The sequence below is a fragment of the Flavobacterium sp. 245 genome (assembly GCF_004362055.1).
GTDB lineage: Bacteria > Bacteroidota > Bacteroidia > Flavobacteriales > Flavobacteriaceae > Flavobacterium.
Map to the genome: position 1 here is coordinate 154,829 of NZ_SNXB01000010.1, position 22,049 is coordinate 176,877.

The 22,049-nt window shown below is 35.8% G+C and carries 14 protein-coding genes; 3 read left to right on the forward strand and 11 right to left on the reverse strand.

Annotated elements, in window-relative coordinates:
* Positions 1–32 precede the first annotated feature (32 nt).
* The 10 genes from EV145_RS17945 to EV145_RS17990 form a co-directional block, all read right to left on the reverse strand.
* Positions 33–980, reverse strand: a complete 948-nt coding sequence (locus EV145_RS17945) for an ROK family protein (RefSeq protein WP_133526568.1) — start codon at positions 978–980, stop codon at positions 33–35.
* A gap of 138 nt (positions 981–1,118) precedes the next feature.
* On the reverse strand, positions 1,119–1,454 hold the full coding sequence (locus EV145_RS17950) for a hypothetical protein (RefSeq protein ID WP_133526569.1): 336 nt from the start codon (positions 1,452–1,454) through the stop codon (positions 1,119–1,121).
* A gap of 33 nt (positions 1,455–1,487) precedes the next feature.
* Complete coding sequence (locus tag EV145_RS17955) at positions 1,488–3,374, reverse strand: RagB/SusD family nutrient uptake outer membrane protein (RefSeq protein ID WP_133526570.1); 1,887 nt, start codon at positions 3,372–3,374, stop codon at positions 1,488–1,490.
* Positions 3,375–3,391: 17 nt separating this feature from the next.
* Positions 3,392–6,547 carry a SusC/RagA family TonB-linked outer membrane protein gene (locus EV145_RS17960; protein ID WP_166638481.1) on the reverse strand — a complete coding sequence of 1,052 codons (3,156 nt, stop codon included), beginning with the start codon at positions 6,545–6,547 and terminating at the stop codon, positions 3,392–3,394.
* Positions 6,548–7,357: 810 nt separating this feature from the next.
* Positions 7,358–9,337: a heparin-sulfate lyase HepC gene (gene hepC / locus EV145_RS17965; RefSeq protein ID WP_133526571.1), complete on the reverse strand. Its 1,980-nt coding sequence runs from the start codon at positions 9,335–9,337 to the stop codon at positions 7,358–7,360.
* A 113-nt stretch (positions 9,338–9,450) separates the two neighbouring features.
* Positions 9,451–13,074: a heparin lyase I family protein gene (locus EV145_RS17970; RefSeq protein WP_133526572.1), complete on the reverse strand. Its 3,624-nt coding sequence runs from the start codon at positions 13,072–13,074 to the stop codon at positions 9,451–9,453.
* Positions 13,075–13,223: 149 nt separating this feature from the next.
* Positions 13,224–14,426: a glycoside hydrolase family 88 protein gene (locus EV145_RS17975; protein ID WP_133526573.1), complete on the reverse strand. Its 1,203-nt coding sequence runs from the start codon at positions 14,424–14,426 to the stop codon at positions 13,224–13,226.
* A gap of 469 nt (positions 14,427–14,895) precedes the next feature.
* Entirely contained in the window at positions 14,896–15,429 is a 534-nt protein-coding gene (locus EV145_RS17980; RefSeq protein ID WP_166638482.1) for a DUF4375 domain-containing protein, read from the reverse strand.
* A gap of 176 nt (positions 15,430–15,605) precedes the next feature.
* Entirely contained in the window at positions 15,606–16,205 is a 600-nt protein-coding gene (locus tag EV145_RS17985; protein ID WP_133526575.1) for an IS3 family transposase, read from the reverse strand.
* A 112-nt stretch (positions 16,206–16,317) separates the two neighbouring features.
* Positions 16,318–17,493, reverse strand: a complete 1,176-nt coding sequence (locus tag EV145_RS17990; protein WP_133526576.1) for an IS3 family transposase — start codon at positions 17,491–17,493, stop codon at positions 16,318–16,320.
* Positions 17,494–17,980: 487 nt separating this feature from the next.
* Between EV145_RS17990 and EV145_RS17995 the strand changes: the two genes are divergently transcribed.
* Complete coding sequence (locus EV145_RS17995) at positions 17,981–19,588, forward strand: arylsulfatase (RefSeq protein ID WP_133526577.1); 1,608 nt, start codon at positions 17,981–17,983, stop codon at positions 19,586–19,588.
* Positions 19,589–19,855: 267 nt separating this feature from the next.
* Entirely contained in the window at positions 19,856–20,278 is a 423-nt protein-coding gene (locus EV145_RS18000) for a helix-turn-helix domain-containing protein (protein WP_133526578.1), read from the forward strand.
* Between the two features lie 157 nt (positions 20,279–20,435).
* Here EV145_RS18000 and EV145_RS18005 read toward each other — a convergent pair whose 3' ends face one another.
* Positions 20,436–20,843 (reverse strand): hypothetical protein, encoded by a 408-nt coding sequence (locus EV145_RS18005; protein ID WP_133526579.1) that lies wholly within the window; start codon positions 20,841–20,843, stop codon positions 20,436–20,438.
* Positions 20,844–21,360: 517 nt separating this feature from the next.
* Here EV145_RS18005 and EV145_RS18010 point away from each other — a divergent pair.
* Positions 21,361–22,026: an IS6 family transposase gene (locus tag EV145_RS18010; RefSeq protein ID WP_133526580.1), complete on the forward strand. Its 666-nt coding sequence runs from the start codon at positions 21,361–21,363 to the stop codon at positions 22,024–22,026.
* The last annotated feature ends 23 nt before the right edge of the window (positions 22,027–22,049 follow it).

A 22,049-nucleotide genomic window follows, 5' to 3' on the forward strand; every position in this document is an offset into this window, starting at 1 on the left:
TAATTCTTTCAAAGTTTAATTGTATTGAAAATCTAAACTTTAAATTTTTGAAAAGCAATGGCACAAGCACCTAACAATCCGGCTTTGTTGCCTAAATCTGCCGCTACTATAGTACTGTGGGCAAAAGCAACAGGAATAGCAAAGGTTTTTACTCTTTTTGTTAGTTCATCAATATAAAACTGACCCGCTTCACTAATTCCTCCACCAATAATTACTTTTTGAGGACTAAATATATTTACAAAGTTTACAATACCGGCAGCTAAATAATCAAAATGATGTTGCATGGTGTTGAGGGCATGATCTTCTCCTGACAGATATTTTTTGATGATAGTTTTGCCGTCAATGTTTTCTTCTGATGAAGGATTTTGAGTTTTGTAATAATTGATTAATGCTGTAACCGATGCATAAGTTTCCAGACAACCTCGTCCACCACAATTGCACAACATGCCATTTTGCTGAATTACAGTATGTCCTAATTCACCGCCACGATTTTTATAGCCGCTATAAAGTTTTTTATTAATCATAATAGCGCCGCCAATACCTGTACCAATGGTTAGAAAAACAGCATCAGTACTATCTTTAGCTGCGCCGTAAATTAATTCGGCAAGTCCCATTAGGTTGGCATCGTTATCAATTACAATATTATGCCCGGTTAAATCTTTTAGAATTTTACCCAATGGCAATTGTTCAAAACCAGGCAAATTCACGCCTCCACCAATAATAACATCCTCTTCAATAAGACCAGGAAAACCAATTCCGATACCTACAATAGGTTTTTTTAATTGATCTGTACATTGTGTTATCGCGTTGACCATTAAGCTTATAATTTCAGCTTCGGTTTTGGCATCTTTTAAGGATACTATAAAGGAAAATAAGATTTCTCCCAGTTCATCAACAACACCACATTTAAGTGAAGTACCACCAATATCTATTCCGATTGCGTATGATTTTGAAATTGGTGTATCGTTTAAAGTAATCATAATGGTAATTTATTTTATTATTTCTTTCTCTTATAAACAGTTAATGCAGAACATAGTTCTGCATTAATGTCCATAAACTTATTCAATTCTAAATAATATTCAATCATTTATTTTGTTTCTTTTAAATGACAACTATTATTATTTCGTTTTATCACTCAAAGATTTTCCAAAATCACGCCATGTTTGAAATTGTGCAGGCGTTAAAATTGCTTTTTCTTTTGCAGTAATATCTTTTTTCCAGATTGCTAATTTTTCTTGTCTTTGATCATAAAATAGTGCAGGATCATCTTTAATAGCCTTTTGACCTTTTCCGTTTTCAGCAATCAGGTCGTGCATTTTTTGTCTGTTGACCTTGCTTAGTTTCATGACTGTAAAGATTGAATCTCGCAGTACTTTCATGTCTTTAGGTTTGTCCTGTGCAAACGTAGTGGTAGCTATTAATAGTAAACTGAATACTAATACTATCTTCTTCATAATTTTGTAAAAAACATTTAGTTAATTGATTTGCTAATATTTTGGATTCTGGCGTGTGATCGACTTGTTTACATCTGTTTCATTTTGTGGAAATGGATATAATTCATGTTTACCCGCAACAAAATTGGTAATTGCCGGATAAAAATAATTGGAACGAATAAGTTTTACAGCCGCATTAGTTTCGGTTATTTTATCGGATAAAATTCCCCATCGAATTAAATCGGCTCTGCGCATACCTTCTCCGGAAAGTTCCCAGGCTCTTTCTTGTTGAATTGCCTTAAGAAAATCAATTTTACTTAGTCCTGTTGGCAAATTCATTTCGGCAGCCGTAGGTTTAGGTAAAATTCGTGCTACTGCTGTTGCTCCGGAACCTTTACCATCTGTAGTTGTAATAGTTACTGTTGGTACAGAAGTATAACCATCTCCAGAACGTAACATCGTGATTGCGCTAATACCACCACTTGCAAGCGTTACCACCGCTGCAGATGCATCGCTACCACCACCGCCGGTAATTTGTATAACAACATTTGCTGCATTGGCGTATCCGGTACCTTTATTTACAATGTCAACAGCAATTCTGCTGCCCGCGATATCTGCTCCAAAACCTCTTTTTCGTACTTGATTGACAGCGTCATAAGCAACTGGATTTGGACCTTCGTTTAACTCATTTTCAACTTCAGCACGCATCAATAACAAATCAGAATAGCGCATTACTACCCAATTGATATGCGTATATTGTCTTTCGAGCGTTGAATTAGTTTGATATTCACGACTCCATTTGGCTGCTGTCCAGGCTTCATCCTGTCTGGCAGTTACAAGTGGTAATTTATTTCCAACATTATTGATAGAATAAGTTGCAATAGAAAAATCTCTTCGCTGATCGCCCGTATTAAAAGTATTATAAAATGGTTTTGGAACTAAACATCTCCCGATTGAATTTGGATATACACCAGCTGCAGTAAGCGGTCCATTAAAATAACCGACCCATGAAGCATTTCCTAATGTTCCTGCAGGATTGTAAAAAGCTACCTGAAAGATGTTTTCAGTAGGTTCTAAAACGTGTTGACATTGATTTTTAAAAACTTTAGCATAGGACGCATTCAGCTTGTATGGATTTTGGGCCATAACCTCATTGATTTTTTCCTGTGCCAATTTGTAATACTCTTTGTAATTAGCAGGACGTTTCATAGTTCCGTCCGGACTTAAAGAATATCCTCCGGCAAACAATGCAATTCTGGCTAACATGGCTTTGGCAGCCCATTTATTAATGCGTTCATCCGAAGGTGTTTCTGCCGGTAATACAACAGCAGCTTCCTCCATATCTTTTATAATCTGGGTGTAAATTTCCTGACGATCTACTAAACCACCTTTCAGATTATCACCAGATTGTGAACTTTTTGTTTTGAATGGAACATCGCCCCAAAGACGGACAAGTTCAGAATAATAGAAACCGCGCAAAAATTTTGCTTCACCAATAAATCGGTTCAATTGCTCTTGTTGTGTTTGGGTTCCGTTTTTGTACAATTCCATTTGAGGAATTCTTTCAATCACAACATTTGCTCTGTCGATTCCTTCGTATAATTTGCTCCAAACGTTGTAAAATATTGCGGTTTGAGAAATTCCCTGATAATGTGCAATCAAACGCCATTCATCAGCACCTACACCACTCAATTGACTAATATCAGTATCAGCATCAAAAATTAAAGGGATGTTATAACCATAAGTATCAAGAGACGACATTGATTCATATACTCCTAAAGTGGCCATGTAAGCTTCTTGTGCATTAGAAAAAAAGTTGGCTGTTGTAAAGTACGAGTAGGGTGTAACTTCTAATTCTTTATCACAGGAATTAAGAGGCAATAAGAGACAGGCAATACCAGCTGCAATAAGGGCTCTGCGGGAAAATATATATTTTTTCATTTTTCGAAACTTTAAAATTATAGTGAAATATTTAAGCCTGTAACAAAAGATTTACTTCTTGGATAAGCACTAAAGTCAACTCCTCTTGTTATGGCGTTATTAAGAACACTTACTTCCGGATCGTAACCAGTATACTTCGTAAACGTATATAAATTATAAGCTGTAAAATAAATTCTCAAATTTGAGATTTTAGATTTTTTCAGCCATTCTTTCGGTAATGTATAACCAAGGCTTATATTATTGATTCTCAAAAATGAACCGTCTTCAATAATATCACTGTACAAACGACCAGTTGCATTACCATTATAAACCGGATTGGTTTTACCCACATTTAAAGCTGCCAATTCATCAGGATTTGTTACGCGTTGTCCGGCTGCATTAATAGTAGTCCATCTGTCAGCATAGATGGATAATGAATTTAGGTTTTCAAAATTAAGTCTTGAGTTGTTCAGCGTGTTGGCATTGTAAATATCATTTCCTACCGTAAAATCAAGGAATACACTTAGATCTATTCCTTTATAACTAAAAGTATTGTTTAAACCTCCTGTGTATTTCGGATTTGCATCTCCAATAGTTGTTCTGTCCAAATCATTGATCACGCCATCAGGCACTCCATTTGGGCCATTTATATCTTTAAATTTTATAAATCCGGGTTGCACGACAAGATTGTCGCTAACTACGCCTGATTTTAAAGTATAAGTGTTAAGTGTCGAATTATAATCAAAATCGCTTACCTGATATAAACCATCACGAACATAACCATACATAGTTCCTACTGGTTTTCCTACCTGTAAAATGTAATCGCTTTTATCTGTATAGCTATTGGTTATTAATGACGTTTCGCCTTCACTTAAGCTAAGTACTTTTGTCTTATTAAAAGCAATATTAAAAGTGGTATTCCAAATAAAATTATCATTTTTGATATTCACCGTATTTAAAGTGAATTCAATTCCTTTGTTAGAAGTTGAGCCAATATTCTGAAATTGTTTTTTGAAACCTGAACTTGCCGGAACACGCGTGTTATAAAGTAAATCTTTAGAACGGTTGTCATACAATTCTGTTGTAAGGGAAATTCTTTGTTTAAAGAGTCCTAAATCAAAACCAATGTTGGTCGATTTTGTAGCTTCCCATTTCAAGTAAGGATTAGGTAGGGTATTTTGAAAAGCGGTAATATTTACCTGATTGTTTAGCGGATAAGATCCTGAATTGAAAATACCTAATGCAGCATAATTGGCAATTCGGTTGTTTCCGGCTTCACCATAACTCAAACGAAGTTTCAAATCAGAGAAAACAGGTACACTTCTCATGAAATTTTCCTCAATTATACGCCAGGCGGCAGAGGCAGAAGGGAAATATCCCCATTGATTTTCAGTTCCGAATTTTGAAGATCCATCAGCTCTTAAACTGGCAGAGAATAAATACCTGTTTTTAAAGGAATAATTTGCTTTTCCGAAAAATGACAGCAATTTATCATCTTCAGCAAATGTTGTCGGAATTCCGGCAATAGTTCCCAGTTGTAATTTGTCCCAACCTAAATTAACGCCGGGAAAAGCAGAAGCTGTCGCTGTAATTCCTTCAGCATAATTATAAATATACTCCTGTCCAACCGTTGCATCAAATTTGTGGTCTGCTCCAAAAGCTTTGCTGTACGTTAAAACGTTATTGTAATTTAAACGGGTCGAAATATTGTGTGTAACTCCTCCGTTTGGTCCCCCGCTTCTGATCGCCTGAATACCGGTAGCATCGTTAAAATATTTGCTTTTATCGCTATTGTCAGTGTAACTAACTAAACCACGGTAAACTAAGTCCGGGGTAATGTTATATTGCAACTGCATGCTCATATTAAGAGATCGGTTAACAGCTTCTCTTTTTTGACTTTCAATCGTAATAAGCGGACTTTGAAATGTTGGGGAAGATTGATTGTCTAAAGGATCTACCACTAAATATTTAAGATCTTCATCAGATCCGTTTTTTCCAATTGTTGGTCTGTACTGAAGTAAATTCTGCAACATGTTCAATCTGGTATTTCCGCCTTCCTGGGTAGATAAACCTGTTATTTTTTGACTTGAATAATTGACAATGGCAGTTACAGTAAATTTTTTGCTTACATTGTTTGTTACAGCTAGTTTTGCAATGTTTTTTACAGAACCACTTCCTATCATAATCCCCTGATCATTGTTAACAGAATAAAAAGCGTTGTATTTAGTATCGCTCTCTCCACCACTAATACTAATTTTATGATATTGGCTTTCTACTGCATTTCCAAAAACTTCATCTTGCCAATTAACTCCTGCTCTGTTTTTATAAAGTCCTTCCAGTTCATTAAATGTCCCAAAATTATTCTCAAATTTCTGTAATCTTGCCGGATCATCAAGTACGCCTTCGTACATTAACTGAACATATTGATATGGATTCATAACCGGAATCTCTTTAGCAATGGTTTTGATACCACCATACGTATCATAACTTAAAGTAAGTTTTTCTCCTTTAGGTTTTTTAGTAGTAACCAAAATAACTCCATTTGCTCCCTGAGCACCATAAATAGAGGTAGATGAAGCATCTTTTAATACATCCATAGACTCAATATCCATTCCATCTAAAAAAGCTAAACCGCCCGTTTGTGCTACACCGTCAACTACGTACAAAGGTTCGTTGCTTTGAGTGATTGAAGTTCCTCCTCTAATTCTCAATGAAGGTTGAGCGCCCGGAGTTCCGTCAGGCATTGTCACCTGCATACCGGCGATACGACCCTGCAAAGCCTGAGCAACGTTTTGCACCGGAATTTTTGCTAATTCATCCCCTTTTATAGAAGATATCGCTCCAGTAAGGTTTTTTCTCGTTTTGGTACCGTAACCCACTACAACTACCTCATCCAGATTATTGGTGTCGTCCAGTAATTTTGTGTCTATAGTTGTTCGGCCTTTAATCTGTTCTTCTTTCGATTTTGTTCCCAGGTAAGAGAACACCAATGTAGCATTAGATTTTACTTTGATTTGATATTCACCATCTATCGAAGTAGTAGTACTGTTTTTAGTTCCTTTTTCAGAAACTGTTGCTCCTGGCATTGGCATGTTTTGCGCATCAGTTACTACACCCTTTATGGTAATAATATCCTGACCATACATAACTGTACAAGCGGTAAGCAGTAAAAATAAAAATATAGTCCTTTTCATAATTTTTTTTAAATTGAAATAATTGCGATCTTATTCCTAATTGATATTATTTAAGTTTAGTTTTCGTCTTGTCAAATAAATTGTCCGCTTTCTTGTTGTATTACCAAATGATATTGATCAAATGATTTCGGCAAGATTATGAGCTAAATTTCAAAACTATTTTTGAAATAGAATTGATAAAATGGTACTTGTCATTTTCATTTTATCAATTGTTCAATTTTGTTAGCGGAGAAAATTATAACAATAAATTAACTTGCAAAAGGGGCTGGGGAATTTTTCGTCTCGTAAACAAAAAAAGATTCTGTTCATTTCGGTTCATTTTTTTTGGATTGGTCATGTTTTTTTTGATTTTAATAAAAACAAATATATAAATCGACTCTGCAGAAGAGTTTTGAAAACGTCCAAATAACTATTGATTTTGATTAATAATGCTTTAATAATTATTAGAACCCCCTTTGAAATCAGGCTTTTGTGCTGTTTTGTTGGTTTGTTTTTTATAAAGAAAGTGTTGTTTTTACTGAGCTGTTCTGAAATATTTTGTGTTTGATAAAAGTTAAATTAAAGCCAGTAAATTGTTAACGAAAACGATGTAATTTTTGATGAAATCAAGTCCGAAAAGGATCTGTTCCTTTTTTCTTTTTCAGATAAAACTGATAAAATTAAAGTTGAAATTGCCAAGTGGATTTTAAACTAATTGAAATGAAGTACAGAAAAGCAATCTGTAAATCGGGTTAAGAGAATTTGATGATAAAAAAAGACGCCTAAAAGAAAACTTTTAAGCGTCTGTAGTAACTGTAAAAGAAAAATTACTTACTCTTTCAGTGTCGTTTTTATGTCACTTTTTTTGCCATCAATGATAATGTTTAAACTAATATTTCCGTTTTCAAAATCATTATCTGTATTTGGTTTAATACTTATTTCTGGCGCTTTATTTCCGTTAAATGGATATAGTACAGTTATGAATTGTTGTGTTGTAGGGTCGCTTTTTGTTTTTTCGAAAACAAAAGCAGGTCTGGCGATTTCTTTTGCATAGGCATACGATACTTTTCCTTCTTCTTCATTCAGTGTTACTTTATCCGAATTTAAAGATTGAATCAAAAGATTATTACCGTCTGCATAAGTCGTATAAACTTTATTATTGGCTTTGTCAAAAACGGGCTTACTGTCTTCTTTTAATTGAAAATGAATACCTAGATTTCCTTTCGCCGAACCAATGGCTTTGTCAATAATCACAAAATATTTCTCATCAATAAAAAGAACAGAACGCTGGTGATTCAAATCCATATAACTTGGATTTGTATAGGTAAGTAGATCCAGATTTTTACTGGTTTTCCACTTGTTTTGCTCCGCTTTGGTAATGACCATATTCTGATTGTCCAATGTCAATGTCGAGTGACCGTTCGTCTGACGGAACCAATTTCTCATCTTAGTTACTTCGGCATCACCACTATAAATGTAGCAACCTGTATCTGGTGTAAAATTGCGGCCTTTCACAAACAGTTCAAAAGTACCATTATCAGGTTGCGCATGAAATTCACCCGGAGGGCTGGCTTTTAAAATTAATACAGTCGATTTAGCATCCCATCCGTTACGGAAAGTATAGAAACCTGCGTCTGGCAATGCTGTTGATAAGAAATCAATTGCACCTTCTCTACCGTCTGTAGCAAAATATTTTATAATCTGATTATTTGGAAACACATTTGACCAGCTTTGAAATTGCTTTAACCTCGAAGATTTTTCCTGCACCCAGGAATCACCAAACATAGGATTGTTGTAATCAGGAAAAGATATTTTTGTTATTGCCACCATCATATTTTCGATCGTTTTAACATAACTGTCCGGAAATTCTTTTTCAACGCCAGCGAGTTTTGCCGAATTGTAGGCTTTTAGAAAAATATCGATACTCGCTACATGGTATACTGGCGAAAGTTCAAACTGAACGCCATCAGGATAAACTTGTTTTTTAATTTCTGTAGTAAGTATTTCGATACCACTTTTACGCCAGTTTTCGGCCAGTTTAAACTCAGGGAAAATAGCTCCGGCACCCAAAACGCGTTGTGCTTCAAATAATAAATGATTACCATCTTTGGTATAATATTGTGTAATATAAGCTACCTCTTTGTTGTACAGGTTTAAAAAGTCAAGCAAAAAGGACGGCGTAAAATTTGGTGAATTCACAAATAGATTAAAGGTACCCGGCAGGCTCTGTATACGATCAGAAACTTCTAGCGGACGCCAGGCATAGCTGTCGTTTTCTTGCGATTTACCCAATGGATTTTTGGCTTCCCAATCGTTAAATTGAAAAATCCATTCTTTCGCATATTTTTCGTCGCCTGTACTGCGATACGCTATTCCCATTGGCTGCCACCATGTTACGCGATGAAGTTGCCAGCGTACCTCATTGTCTTTTACAGGCCAGTATTCCCAGTTAATATCTTTACCATAATCGTAAAAACCATACCCTTTTTGAGGTTGAAATTTATGTAATAAGGCATTGTCAGCTTTTTCCTGATTGGCTTTTCCAATATCTTTTCCTTTAAAACTGGCCTCGTCACCTATGTTAAATTCAGGATGTTTGATGTTTTTTCTATTTCGATAATAGTCTAATAATGTTTTTGCTGCATCATCGTATTTACCGGACGTATAGAGTTTGTTCACTTTTTCTAAACCAGGGTAATTAAGATTGATAGCATCAAAACTTTCTTTTTTTATTTTTGCTTCTTGTGCCTTGGTCAGACAAACCGTCATTAGCATAAGAAGTAATACTGAAGTTGTTTTTAGATTGATCATTAGATGTTAATTAAAATATAGTATTTGTTTTTTTATATAAACAAGAAGCTATTTTTGATATCAAAAATAGCTTCTTAAGTCTTTATGTGTTCGTTAAAAAAGTAAAAATTGCATTACTGTTTTACTAATTTAATTGTTTTTGTATTGGTTCCGTTATGTATTTCTGCAAGATATATTCCCGGACTTAGCTTAGCGTCTAATGCTATAGACGATGTGTAATTTGATTTTAGTGTATTTATTTTTCTTCCTAAAATATCAAATATATTGATGAGAATATCTTCACTATTATCTCCTCCCATAATGTTTATTTGAAATTCGGTTCTCGTTGGATTGGGCGCTGCAAGTACTATAAAATCTTCAATTTGTTTTGTTATTGAAGCATTGTTTATCTTGCCTGAGCCTAAAGTACTTTCACAATCACCCAAATAACAACCATGAGCTAAATGCGCTGAAACAGCATTAGTCGAAATACAAAGACTGTTATTATTATGGCATATCGTTACTTTTTTAGAAGCACAAGAAACAGTAACAACTTTTATTTGTTTTGTAATTGAAGCTGAACAGCCTAAAGCATCTGTAATTACAACATTGTAATCGTGAATTCCTGCTGTTGAAGGATTTACTGAAATCGTATTTGTTGTCGCTCCGTTGCTCCATAAATAGGTAAAGGGGCTTGTTCCGTTTGAAGGTGTAGCGTTCAGTGTTAATGAAGAAGGACCATAACCTAAATAAATTGTATTTGCATTTCCACCTGGATTTACGGCATATACATCGGCAATGCTAACAGAAATTATATTGTTAATGGTAACTGTAGTTATAGCGGTATTACTATTTCCCGAGTTGTCAGTTACTGTCCATATTATTGTAGACGTTCCTACATTAAAATTTCCGCTTGCATCCAATCCATTTCCGCTTCTTGTGGTTGCGCCTGTAATTACGTAAGCAATAGTAGTCATAGCGCAATTATCTGTGGCTGTTGCCAAAGGAATTGTATAATTCCCGCTTGCTTCATAACAAAGAGTAACAGATGCAGTTGAGTTTATTGTTGGAGTTTCTGTATCAGTTACAGTTACTGTTTGTGGAGTTGTAGCTGTGTTACCATTTTCATCTGTAGCGGTCCAGGTTACGGTTGTTGTACCATTAGGGAATAAAGCAGGAGCATTGTTAGTAATACTTGCTACAGCGCAGTTATCAGTAACTATTGGTTGAGGTAAAACTACTGCAGCACCGCACTGATTTTTATCATTACTGACTGTGATTGGAGTTGGTGCAGTAAAGACTGGTTTTTCAATATCAGTAACGGTAACTGTATACGAAGTAGAACTGCTGCCACATGCATCGGTTGCTGTACAGGTAACTGTGGTAACCCCTTTATTAAAGATTTTATTTGCTAATGAACCTGTTGCGGTAGCTGTTGTCGCGCCGCTTAACACATAACTGTACGCAATGTTGTCGCAGTTGTCGGTAGCCGTTGCATCAAATTCATTGCCTTGTACAGTATAAGTACAAACGGCATTATCTGTATTTTTTGCTAGATTGTTTTTTGTCTGTATTTTCAAGTTTGATTCTACCGCCAAAACACTACCATTAAAAGCGAAATTGTCAATCCCTACAAGACTGCCAGCATTAGTAGCTCCATACCAATACATTCTAAAAGTTATTTCGGAGTTTGTCGAAATATTAGCCAGATCATAAATAGAGTTATTTCCAAAATTACTTGTATTAGCAGCATCATCGCTTACAGTAACCGGTGCCGAAATATTGCTGGTAAAATTGTCGAGACTGGAGCGCAATACGTAAGTGTTGGAATTTGTAGCGCCTGCAGTTCTCCAATTAAATGTCATGCTTTTAAGGGTAAGCTGGTGGCCTGGTTTTGGAGCGATTTTAAATTCATAATACTGAGTAGGATCAAACGGGCTGGGCGTAGCAGCTGAACCTGTTGCCCATCCACCCAATAAATATCTGCCACTAAGGGTAGTGCCGCCGGTGGGCGTTAGTGTGTTACGGGAAAAATCTGAGCTGGGCGAAGTGCTGTTAGATACTACATTGGCTGTTACGACATCGTTAGCAGGAGAATATGGGGCCGGCAGATAAGCCGGATTATTGTCTGTAATAGTGTTATTCCAAAGAGCGGTAGCAGTACTGGTATTGTTAAGCTCAAACACTTTTATATTGTCATGATGGGCTGTAAAAGTAAGTGTAGTATTACCTTCTAATGACTCTCCCGGGTTTCCGGCTCGCGTATAAACTCCCCATTTTAAGTAGCCAATATTTCCTGCCGATTGGCTCACAAAAGTTACAATGTTTTCAGACTGGTCTTTAAGGCTATAATCCTGCTCTCCCGGTAGTTTTGTATATATCTTGATGTAACCGGTAGCATTGGTAGTCCACTTTACATCAATGCGTAAGTGAATCCAATCATTTGCATAATTACGGAAATCATCCACTAATGGAGTAGAAGTTGTTATCGCATCGCCATTGGCATTTCGTATATCTCTTTTGCTTTCAATGCCGTTTCGCTGTGCAATCACCCTTAACGGCTCGCCCACACCATCGCTCATTTTTAGCTGAAATAGAACTACGCCGTAAAGCGGATCTGTAGAAGTCCAGGCAGGCCAGTCCTTCATTTTAAAGCTTACTTCATAGCGTCGTTCTTCTCCGGGAAAAAATTGATATGCGTCAACGGTAGAAGATTCACTGCGTTGACCACCGTCAGATTCGTAGGCAGGGTTTCCCATTTTTACAGTATGCCCTATGCCGTAGGTACTAGTATACCCGGGCACCATAAAAGCGGCATCTGGTGCGGTAGCGTGTGTAACATCAATACCTGTGAAGCCGGAATTCGTAGCTCCGTTTTCATAATTAACATAAAGAATTGTACCAGTGACAGTAGGCGGAGGTGGCGGAGGTGAAGCTATTAAAAAATTGGAATAACTGATGTCATCAATATAAATTACTGGTGCCGATGAACCTGCTCCCACATTCAGTAAATTCATTCCATTAATTGTAGTTCCCTGCGGTAGCAAACCTGTTCCGGGATCAGCATTGGTAAGTACTTTTATATCGTCAATCCAAATATCAAAAGTTCCTGCGGGAAGGCTATGTGTTGTTGCCGTTGTGCCACCTCCAGTGATATAGGATGCTGTACTGGAACTGTTGTTCATAAAAAACTTCAGTGTGTAAACCTGATTTTTATTAAGTGTAGTTTGAGAAAGTCCGGTTGTTGTATAGTTGGGACTTGTAGCGGATGAAAGCCATTCGAGACTAACAGCAGTCGCTGAAGGGGATAGCCGTAATGCGGCAAATGTTTGTGGTAAACTTAATCCGCTAGCACTGGTAAAATTGCTGCCGTTACCAAAATACAATAAGAATCTGCCGTTAGTTCCTGAGCTGATATTGATCTTGCATTCAAAACTGGCAACAGTAGTAGCTGTAAAAGGAGCCAACCCAAATTTTGCACCAGATACAGTAGTACCACTGGTCATTTTAAGTTCGGCTCCAGTGCCGCCGGCTAAACCGGAAGAGGTCAGTTCAACGAAGCCTTCGGTAGTCGAAGAGGCCCTTACACCCGCATTTCCGCCACCAGTCAATGGCGCGGGTAAATAAGTGGATCTATAAGTAGCAGATGTGTATGGCGCGGCGAGGTTAGTGCCAAAGTCATATACCCAATTGGAATTTTGTGCCTTTGCTTCTAAAAAAGTAAGTACACATAGCAAAGCAAGTAAACTTTTTTTCATAATTACTGGATATTTACAGTTTTTGGTTAAGTTAGCGAGTCAGCAATTTTTTGGCTGGATTGTATTTGCCAGCCAAAAAAGCTTGTGGTTTTTTTTCTATAATAAATGTGTTTTAATGTTCGTATTTAATTTAACAGGTTTCAACTTTTTTAAAGCTCAATTTTTTTGATCTCGGCATATCTTTTTAAAGCTTCCAGATAATAATAATCGGCATAATCAAGGGGAGTATCAATTTCAGAATTGTATAAAAAAGCGCCGACACTATGTTTTAAAAGGAAATAATGATTTTCGTCTGCTTTAGCCAAATAAGCATCTGACGATAAGGATTTTAATATTGTCTCTGCATAATCAACATATTTTTGACCGTCTTTTACCTGTGTACTCAATTCTAATAAAGCAGAAGCAATAACGGCTGCTGCTGAGGCGTCTCTTGGAGCAAGGTCATCAGTTTCTAATGCGTTATGAACATCGTAATCCCAAACCGGTACTTTATCTTTTGGAGTTCTGGGATTGTTCATAATGAATTTGGCAATATTTTCAGCCTGTTGTAAAAACTTCGGATTTTTGCTTTTTTCATAACATACCGTATAGCCATATAACCCCCAAGCTTGTCCACGCGCCCATGCTGATTCATCTGTTAATCCCTGGTGTGTAGCTTTACGCAGAACTTTTCCAGTTGCAGGATCATAATCAACTACATGATAAGAACTGAAGTCTTTTCTGTAATGATTTTTCATAGTTGTTAACGCATGAGTATCTGCAGCATTTGTATATTCTGGTTTGTTGAATTGTTTTGCTCCCCAATATAAATATTCGAGATTCATCATATTGTCAATAATTACAGGATAATGCCACCAGGGAAAATCCCAGGAACGAATTACTCCAATCTTAGGATTAAATCGGGCGTATAGGTTTGCTGCTCCATCCTTCAATACAGGTAGATAGATTTCTTCCTTTGTAATTCTGTAAGCATTTCCATAAGAGCAGTACAACATAAAACCAACATCATGTGTGTTTTTTATATTACGGATAGAATCAAGGGCCAATGTGAATTTTTTAGCTTCCTCTGCTAATTTTTTGTCGCCTGTGAGTTCATATCCGTACCACAGACTTCCAGGGAAGAATCCGGTTGTCCAATCTGTTAAACCAGCTAACCTTACCGTTCCGTTCGGATTTACAGAACGTGGATTTTTTCCTGGCTTATATGTTTGGGCGGCTTTGTTTAATTGAAATTGAATTACTTCTGTTGTTTTCTTAAACCAATCATAAGTTGGATCTCCTTGATTGGATTTTGCAAAAGAGCTTAAAGTAATAGTAGAAATAGCTAGAAATAGGCTGAAGGTTTTTTTCATAGTTTAATCGTTTATATCAGTATTCAGTTTTGGTGAATATTTTATAGCGAAGTTAAACGGGAGGTTGAAAACGGTATTTCAAATTCATTTATAAATGTTTTGAATTTGTGTAGAGATTCTATTTCACAAGTCGAAATAAGTTAAATTTCAGAACACAAGTATTTTCTAAAACTAATTTTTTCGCATTATTTATAGAGCAGTATCATACCGAATCCACATGTCATACCTTTGGCAATGGGCGTTTCACAAAGTTATTGATAAAAGGTAAACTATAGGTGTACTTGGAATCGTCTGATTTTAGTGCGCTAATTGTAATTCTTAAAATTGTATCTTACTTGTACCTTCAATATACTTAGTATAGGCATACGATGGAAAGTTAACTTCTGGAAGTGAAATTAGCAAGAACATATAAAAGAAAAGACTAGAAAACAGTAACCATTTTGTAAGGACAAATAATTCTGGCGTCAAATTAAACAACGATAGCAAATTCATCGATATGATGTTGAATGTAGCGTTTAATTTTATCTGCCTGGAAATTTATGATTTTAAAAAACGCATTGTCCAGAACATTAAATTCGGGATAATGATGATAAATTTCAAAAATTTCGTAAGTCGTTATTAATGTTTCAAGTTCGGTTTTCTTTAGAAAATATATTTTTCTGGCCTGATCAATAATTGCTGCCAATTCTATTGCTTCCCATTTTTTTAAAGTTTCAGAGAATCTGAATTCAAAAATGTAATTGCAGTAGCCATTTTTGATTAGTTCTAAAAAACAGCCAGTTGTAATTTCACCATACAATATATTAAAGGCCATTAAGGTACGCTGTGCATCGGTAAGATCATGCTCTTCTAATTGGTTATCTAAAAGTTTATAATAATTAGAAATTAACTTAAAGAATAAATCCCATGTATCATCATTTATTAATTCTTCAATGTTAATGTGCGGTAATGTTTTTTTATCTGTTTTGTTTTTATAAAATGTGTCTTTATCTGGTTTCATCATTGTTTGCATTACATACTTTAATAATACTTAGCAAAATTCTCATTTGTATACTCAAATATAATTAAAAATTTGAGTGTATAATTACTGTTTTGTTTGTTTAACTAACTGAAAATAAAATTAATAAATTTGTTTTATTACTCTTTAACTTAAAATTCAATAATTATTTATTAAGCCATTTATTTCTTTTTTACTTTGCTGGACAAACCTAATTCTTTCATATATTCATATACTGTACTACATGATATTTTATATCCAGCATTTTGGAGTTCAACTGTAATTCGGGGGCATCCGTAACGCTGTTTATAAGCAAAGAATATGGAAGTGATCTTTTTCTGCATTAGGATTTTCCTTTTTTTCTTTTCTGTTACGACCTGATTTTTCCAGGACCGGTAAGTACCTCTATTTTGACCTAAAACTTCACACATTAGCCTAATAGAGTATGTTTTTTCATTGCTTGCCATGAAACGAAAAATCATGGATCGCTCTTGTAAAATATATTTACCGGCATTTTTTAAAATTTGAAATTTGAAATCTAATTTTTTAATTTTTTTTTCAAGTTCCTCATTTATTTGTCGTTCAATATTTAATTTTAAGTAATTATTTGACGAAAAATCTTCATTATTAAATTTTTCATATTCCCGGCGCCAAGAGCTGAGTGCGGCTGTGTACAATCCTAGTTCTTTTTCAAGTTTTGCCAGACTGCAACTTCTTTCATAACTTAAAAGCACTGCCTTCTCCTTAAATGCAAAATCATATTCTTTTTTGGTTCTTTTCATGCATTGGCTTTAAATTTATTTTATTAACATTACCTGGATTCCTATGTTAGTCATAGTTATACTATCGTTTTGTCATTGTACTTAATTTTATTGACCATTTATATTTATAAAATTACTCAGGCATACTTAAGTTATTATTTGCATTGAACTGTTCTATAGTTTTATAGTCTAATGCAGAATGCATTCTTTTTTTATTGTACCAATTTTCGATAAAATCAATAATTTCGGCCTTCATAAGTTTTTGAGAAATCAATGTGCTTTTTCGATGTATTAGCTCTCTTTTTAAAGAATTAAAAAAGCTTTCAGAAACAGCATTGTCAATACTACTGCCTTTGCGGCTCATACTAGGTATAAATTCAAAAGAAGTAAGTTTTTTGGTAAAGGCTTTGTTGGCATATTGAACTCCTCTATCGGAATGAAATAGCAATCCTTTTGAAACCTTACGGTTTTTTACCGCCATTTCCAGTGCTGGTAATGTGGTTGTTGCAGTGAAAAGCCTACAGCCTAAGCTCCAGCCGATTATCTTTCTGTCAAACAAATCCATAATTATGGTTAGGTATAAAAAGCCTCTGCTGGTTTGGATGTAGGTGATGTCTGATACCCAAACTTTAGAGGGAGCATCTATACTGAAATTTTGATTTAGAATATTGGGAGCAGTATAATAATTATGACTGGAATCGGTTGTTGCCTTAAATTTTCTTTTGAGAACCCGTTTCAGGCCTAACTGCTTCATGTAGAAAGATACCTGCCTGTCTGTAATTTTATAACCAAGATTATGGAGTTCACTGGTAATTTGTCTTTTTCCGCAGTGTTTTTTAAATTTGAAAAATATTGAGGTAATATCTTTTTTTAATAAAAACATATATTTTTGTTTTTCTGGCATTCCATGTTTTTTCCATCTGAGGTATCTTCCAATTCCAACTTCCAGGACCTTACACATTTTCGCTATTGAGTATTTTTTTTCGTTATCCTTTATGAACTGATAAATTATTAGGTCGCCCTGGTAAAGATGCGGCGTTGCATTTTTTAAAATATCAAATTTAAGTATTGATTCTTTATATTTTTTTTCAAGCTCAAAAGTACTCCTGTTATCTGGATGGAATTTTGCATAGCCCGATCCCTGAAAACTTCCCGATCCAAATTTTTGGTATTCCGCTCGCCACCGGGTGAGTATGCAGGGCAATATTCCCAGTTCATCCGCACACTCTTTAATAGTGTCTTTTTCATAGCTTACTTTAACTGCGTTCTCTTTAAAAATGCGATCGTATTTTTTGCGCTGTTCTGCCATAAGCCAAATATCTAAATATCGAAGTTAACTATTTGATAAGTAATGTGATAGTGTCTTTGTGCTTTTTTATATTTTGCAACCATCGTGTCGTTGCGTTAATTGGATCTAATATTATTTTTTTGGAGCATTTCCCGCTATACGTTGCACCCAAACGGCAGCGAACTGGCGAAGCAATCAGGGCCTGGGGCTGCCGAAGAGCCCTATTTTATACTGGAGAACTTTACATTGGTACCCCGTCTTTATACTCATACCAATGATTTTTTATTACTTATTACACATAAAGTACTGGGTTTTGTGGTTTCATTTTATAAAATGAAACCACATTTTTGCCAATCAGGTAAATGCTCTCTTTAACTTTACACTACGTTAGATTTTAGTAACACCATTTCTTCTCTGCCCACTCACAATTAACTATAGCCATAATTTCGCAAGAATTATTACCCTGAAAGTATAATGTCAACATTGTTAATTTTATAAAACCATTATTATGAACAAAAAACATTTTTTATTAGCACTACTAGTACTTTTATGCCTGCAGGGCCTTGTAAGTAATGCGCAGACAAAGAAGAAACCAAACATTATTATGCTGATTTCAGACGATACTGGATATGGTGATTTAGGGGTATATGGTGGAGGAAAGAGCCGTGGTATGCCTACGCCCAATTTAGACAAGATGGCAAAAGAAGGAATGCAGTTTTGGGAGTTTTACGGACAGCCGAGCTGTACACCAGGAAGAGCTGCGATGATTACAGGTCGTAATCCTAACCGAAGTGGTATGACCACTGTGGCTTTTCAGGGACAGGGCGGTGGACTTCCCAAAGCGGAATGGACACTTGCATCAGTTTTGAAACAAGCCAATTATAAAACTTATTTCTCCGGAAAGTGGCATTTAGGAGAAGATGATTATGCGATGCCCATAGCGCACGGATTTGATAAAATGCAAAATGTTGTGCTTTATCACTTAAATGCCTATACGTACGCGTTTCAATCATGGAATCCGGATATGTCGCCAGAAATGCTTGCTTTTTTCAAAAAAGTAACTACGGGTATATTAGAAGGTGAAGCAGGCGGAAAGGCAAGGGAAGTGTCTAAAGTAACAGAAGAAAATATTGCAGAGCTGGACATGATGATGACCGATAATGTACTTAAGCAACTAGATTCTTATGGAAAGGGAGGCGAACCATTTTTTATGTGCGTGAATTTTGCCAAGAACCATCAGCCTAATGTACCTTCAAAACAGTTTAAGGGAAAATCCCCTGCGGGAAGCAAATATGCTGACTGCGTTATGGAAATGGACTATAATGTTGGTCGGGTAATGGATGAAATCAAAAAGCTAGGTATTGCAGATAATACTATTGTAATTTACACAGTAGATAATGGCGCATGGCAGGATGTCCATCCTGATGCCGGCTACACCCCTTTTAGAGGGTCTAAAGGAACTGATAGAGAAGGGGGAAGCCGTGTTCCTGCAATCGCATGGTGGCCTGGACAAATTGAAGCTGGAAGTTATAGTAATGATATTGTGGGCGGCCTGGATTTAATGGCAACCTTTGCAAATCTTGCAGGGATTACGCTCCCTAAAAATGACCGTGAAGGACAGCCAATAATTTTTGACAGTATGGATATGGCCAATGTGCTTTTTCAAAAAGGAACGCCACTGCGTGACCGCTGGTTTTACTTTACAGAAGCTGAGCTGTCCCCTGGCGCAGTAAGGGTTGGACATTTTAAGGCTGTATTTAATACGCGTGGGGATAATGGCGCTCAGGCAGGAAGTGATTCTCCAGGTCAACAGCTTGGATGGAGAGGAGACGAAACTTATGTCGCTACAGTTCCCGCTATATATGATCTTTGGCAGGATCCTCAGGAACGTTATGATTTGTTTATGAATAGTTTTACAGAAAAAACATGGACACTGCCAATATTTAATAAAGCGACTCAGGAGCTGATACAGTCTTATGTTCAATATCCTCCAAGACCACTACAGGGAGAAACCTATACCGGGGAAATGGGAATTACAAGATTCAGAAATATCCAGGAAGCCAAGAAACTACTGGATCAAAAAGGGATTAAACTGCCCGCTGATATTAAGAAGTAAAGGTGTTTCGCGGTTTTTTTGGCTGTAAACAAATAAAGAAGAGATTATTCTCTTCTTTATTATTTGCAGTATTTCTTTTATTTCCTCATCGTAATGAAGAATCAAAAATCAAGTCAGTTAACAATACAAAGAGAAAAATATTGAAATACCTGTACAAACCCTGTGTAAGGAAAGCTGTTTTTCATTTAAGAGTATTGTCCTTATCTGCTTAAAACTTTTAGTAGTAAATTCATTAATTGATTTTTTATTAGATATTATACAAATAATATGGGATATGAAAAGTTGACAACTAAAGAAAAACAAGTGTATCTGGCAAAATTAGAAAAGACTTTGAGGGCTAAAAAGCTTTTTTTAAAAAATGATTTTTCTATGCCGGACCTTGCAAGGGAGACAGGAATTTCGCTTCATGTTATTTCCTACATTATCAATTCGCAGCTTAATTCGCGTTTTACTGATTATGTCAATTTAAGGAGGATTGCTTATTTTAAAGAAAAAATTAATGATGTGCAGTGGAAAGATTTATCAGTGAAGGAAATGATGCTGGCCTCAGGCTTTAAGTGCAAGACTACCTGCTACAGGGCGTTTAACAAACATGTCGGCCTGTCCCCGTCAGAATATTTAAAAGCAAACAGGACGGTATATGTCCTTCCCAAGTATTCAAAAACTATTTTTAAAGTTCCCCAGCAATGATTTATTATAAGTCATCAAAGGCTTATTTTGCTAAATAAGCGATAATTAATATACAGAAACAGAACCTGCCAGGACTATAAGGGCACTATTGACTTTTTTAAAGCCTATTTCAGCGGTAATGCTCAAAGAGGTTTTATACATGTATCAAATCTGTGCATTAAAATTTTCGCTGAGAAGGCTTATTATTATACAGTGCACCATGACGCGATTCATCTCTGGTAAGTTCATCTTCTTTAAGTTCTTCATTGCCAAGCTCCCCAATTTCGAATTCCCTGTTAACGGGATTGTCCTGATCGGGTTCAATGGTTTGAAAGGACGCGCTTTCTTCCTCATCGCCCTTGTGGGTATCAATATCAGTTTCAAACCCTTCGGAGGGATCATTTTCTATAAGATCCTTCTCAATGTCCTTCTCGGTTATATCTTTGGACGCGCTGCCGGATTCATGGTCAAGATTTTCTGAATCATAAGGGTTGCTGTTCTCATCGCTGCGTTGTGGGGCTGTGTTTGCGTTTTGAAAATTACGGTCCTCCTGATCGTAATTATGTGGTGTTTCTGAATTTGTCATTTTATTTTTTAAATTAAATTATTGGTGTCGTTTTTTTAAAAGGAGTGTTCTTCAGCAAGGCTGCCGGTATTCTATTGCTTGTCTTTCGTTTGTGCTTTGTCTTTTATCAAATGTAAAAAGAATCGCAACGCTTTTTTTTACAGAATAATACTTTGCATTTATAAAATAGCTATCAGGTATCCAGGCTTGTACGTTATATTATTTTAGGTTTAATGTTTTTTTCAGGAGTTATTCCCGCTATACGTTCCAATCTTTTGTGTCGAACGGTGGCACAAAAGGATTTCCACTACTATCGGGGCTAGTGTTATCGCAACTTTAAATCTTAAAGATTGTTTCATTTAGAACATAATTATTGTGGGTTATGTTTCAATATCATTTTTAAAAAAATATTATTGATTTTTTAAGGTTTGTATATCTTTTTTGTTGTCTATGACGTTTTATTTAGTATGACATGAGTGCTTGGTTCTGTCGCATCTGGGAATAACTTTTATCTTTATAATTTTAAACCCATCAAAAAATGAATACGAAAGGTCATTGCTATCCAAAGTCTATCATTCTGCAGGCAGTATATTTTAAGCTTAGGTTTACTTTAAGTTATCGAGATGTTGAAGAAATAATGAAGATTAGAGGAGTCATTGTGGATCATTCCACGATTCAGCGTTGGGTTTATAAGTTTGCACCTTTGCTTGAGGCAGAGATGAAGAAAAGAAAAGGTAAAGTCGGTACAAGTTGGAGATTGGATGAGACCTATATCAAAGTAAAAGGTATTTGGTGTTATTTATATAGAGCAGTAGATAAACTAGGCAATACAGTTGATTTCTTATTAACTAAGAGAAGGCAGAGGATGAGTGCCCAGTCATTTCTAATTAAAGCCATTAGTAATAACTACCGGCCAAGAGTAATAAACATTGATAAAAGCGGTTCTAATACCGCAGCGATCAAAGTATATAATAACCGTTCGTTCTCAAAGATTAAAATCCGACAGTGTAAATATCTCAATAATATTATTGAACAGGATCATCGTTTTATCAAGTGGCGAATACAAAATGGATTAGGTTTTAAAAGTTTTGAATCGGCCAGACGAACATTGAGCGGAATTGAAGTTGTGCATATGTTGAGAAAGAATCAGATGATTGAACCAGGGAAAACTATGTTTAAATCATTCTGTAAATTGGCGGCCTAAATTTTAAATTACTTAAAGTGTTA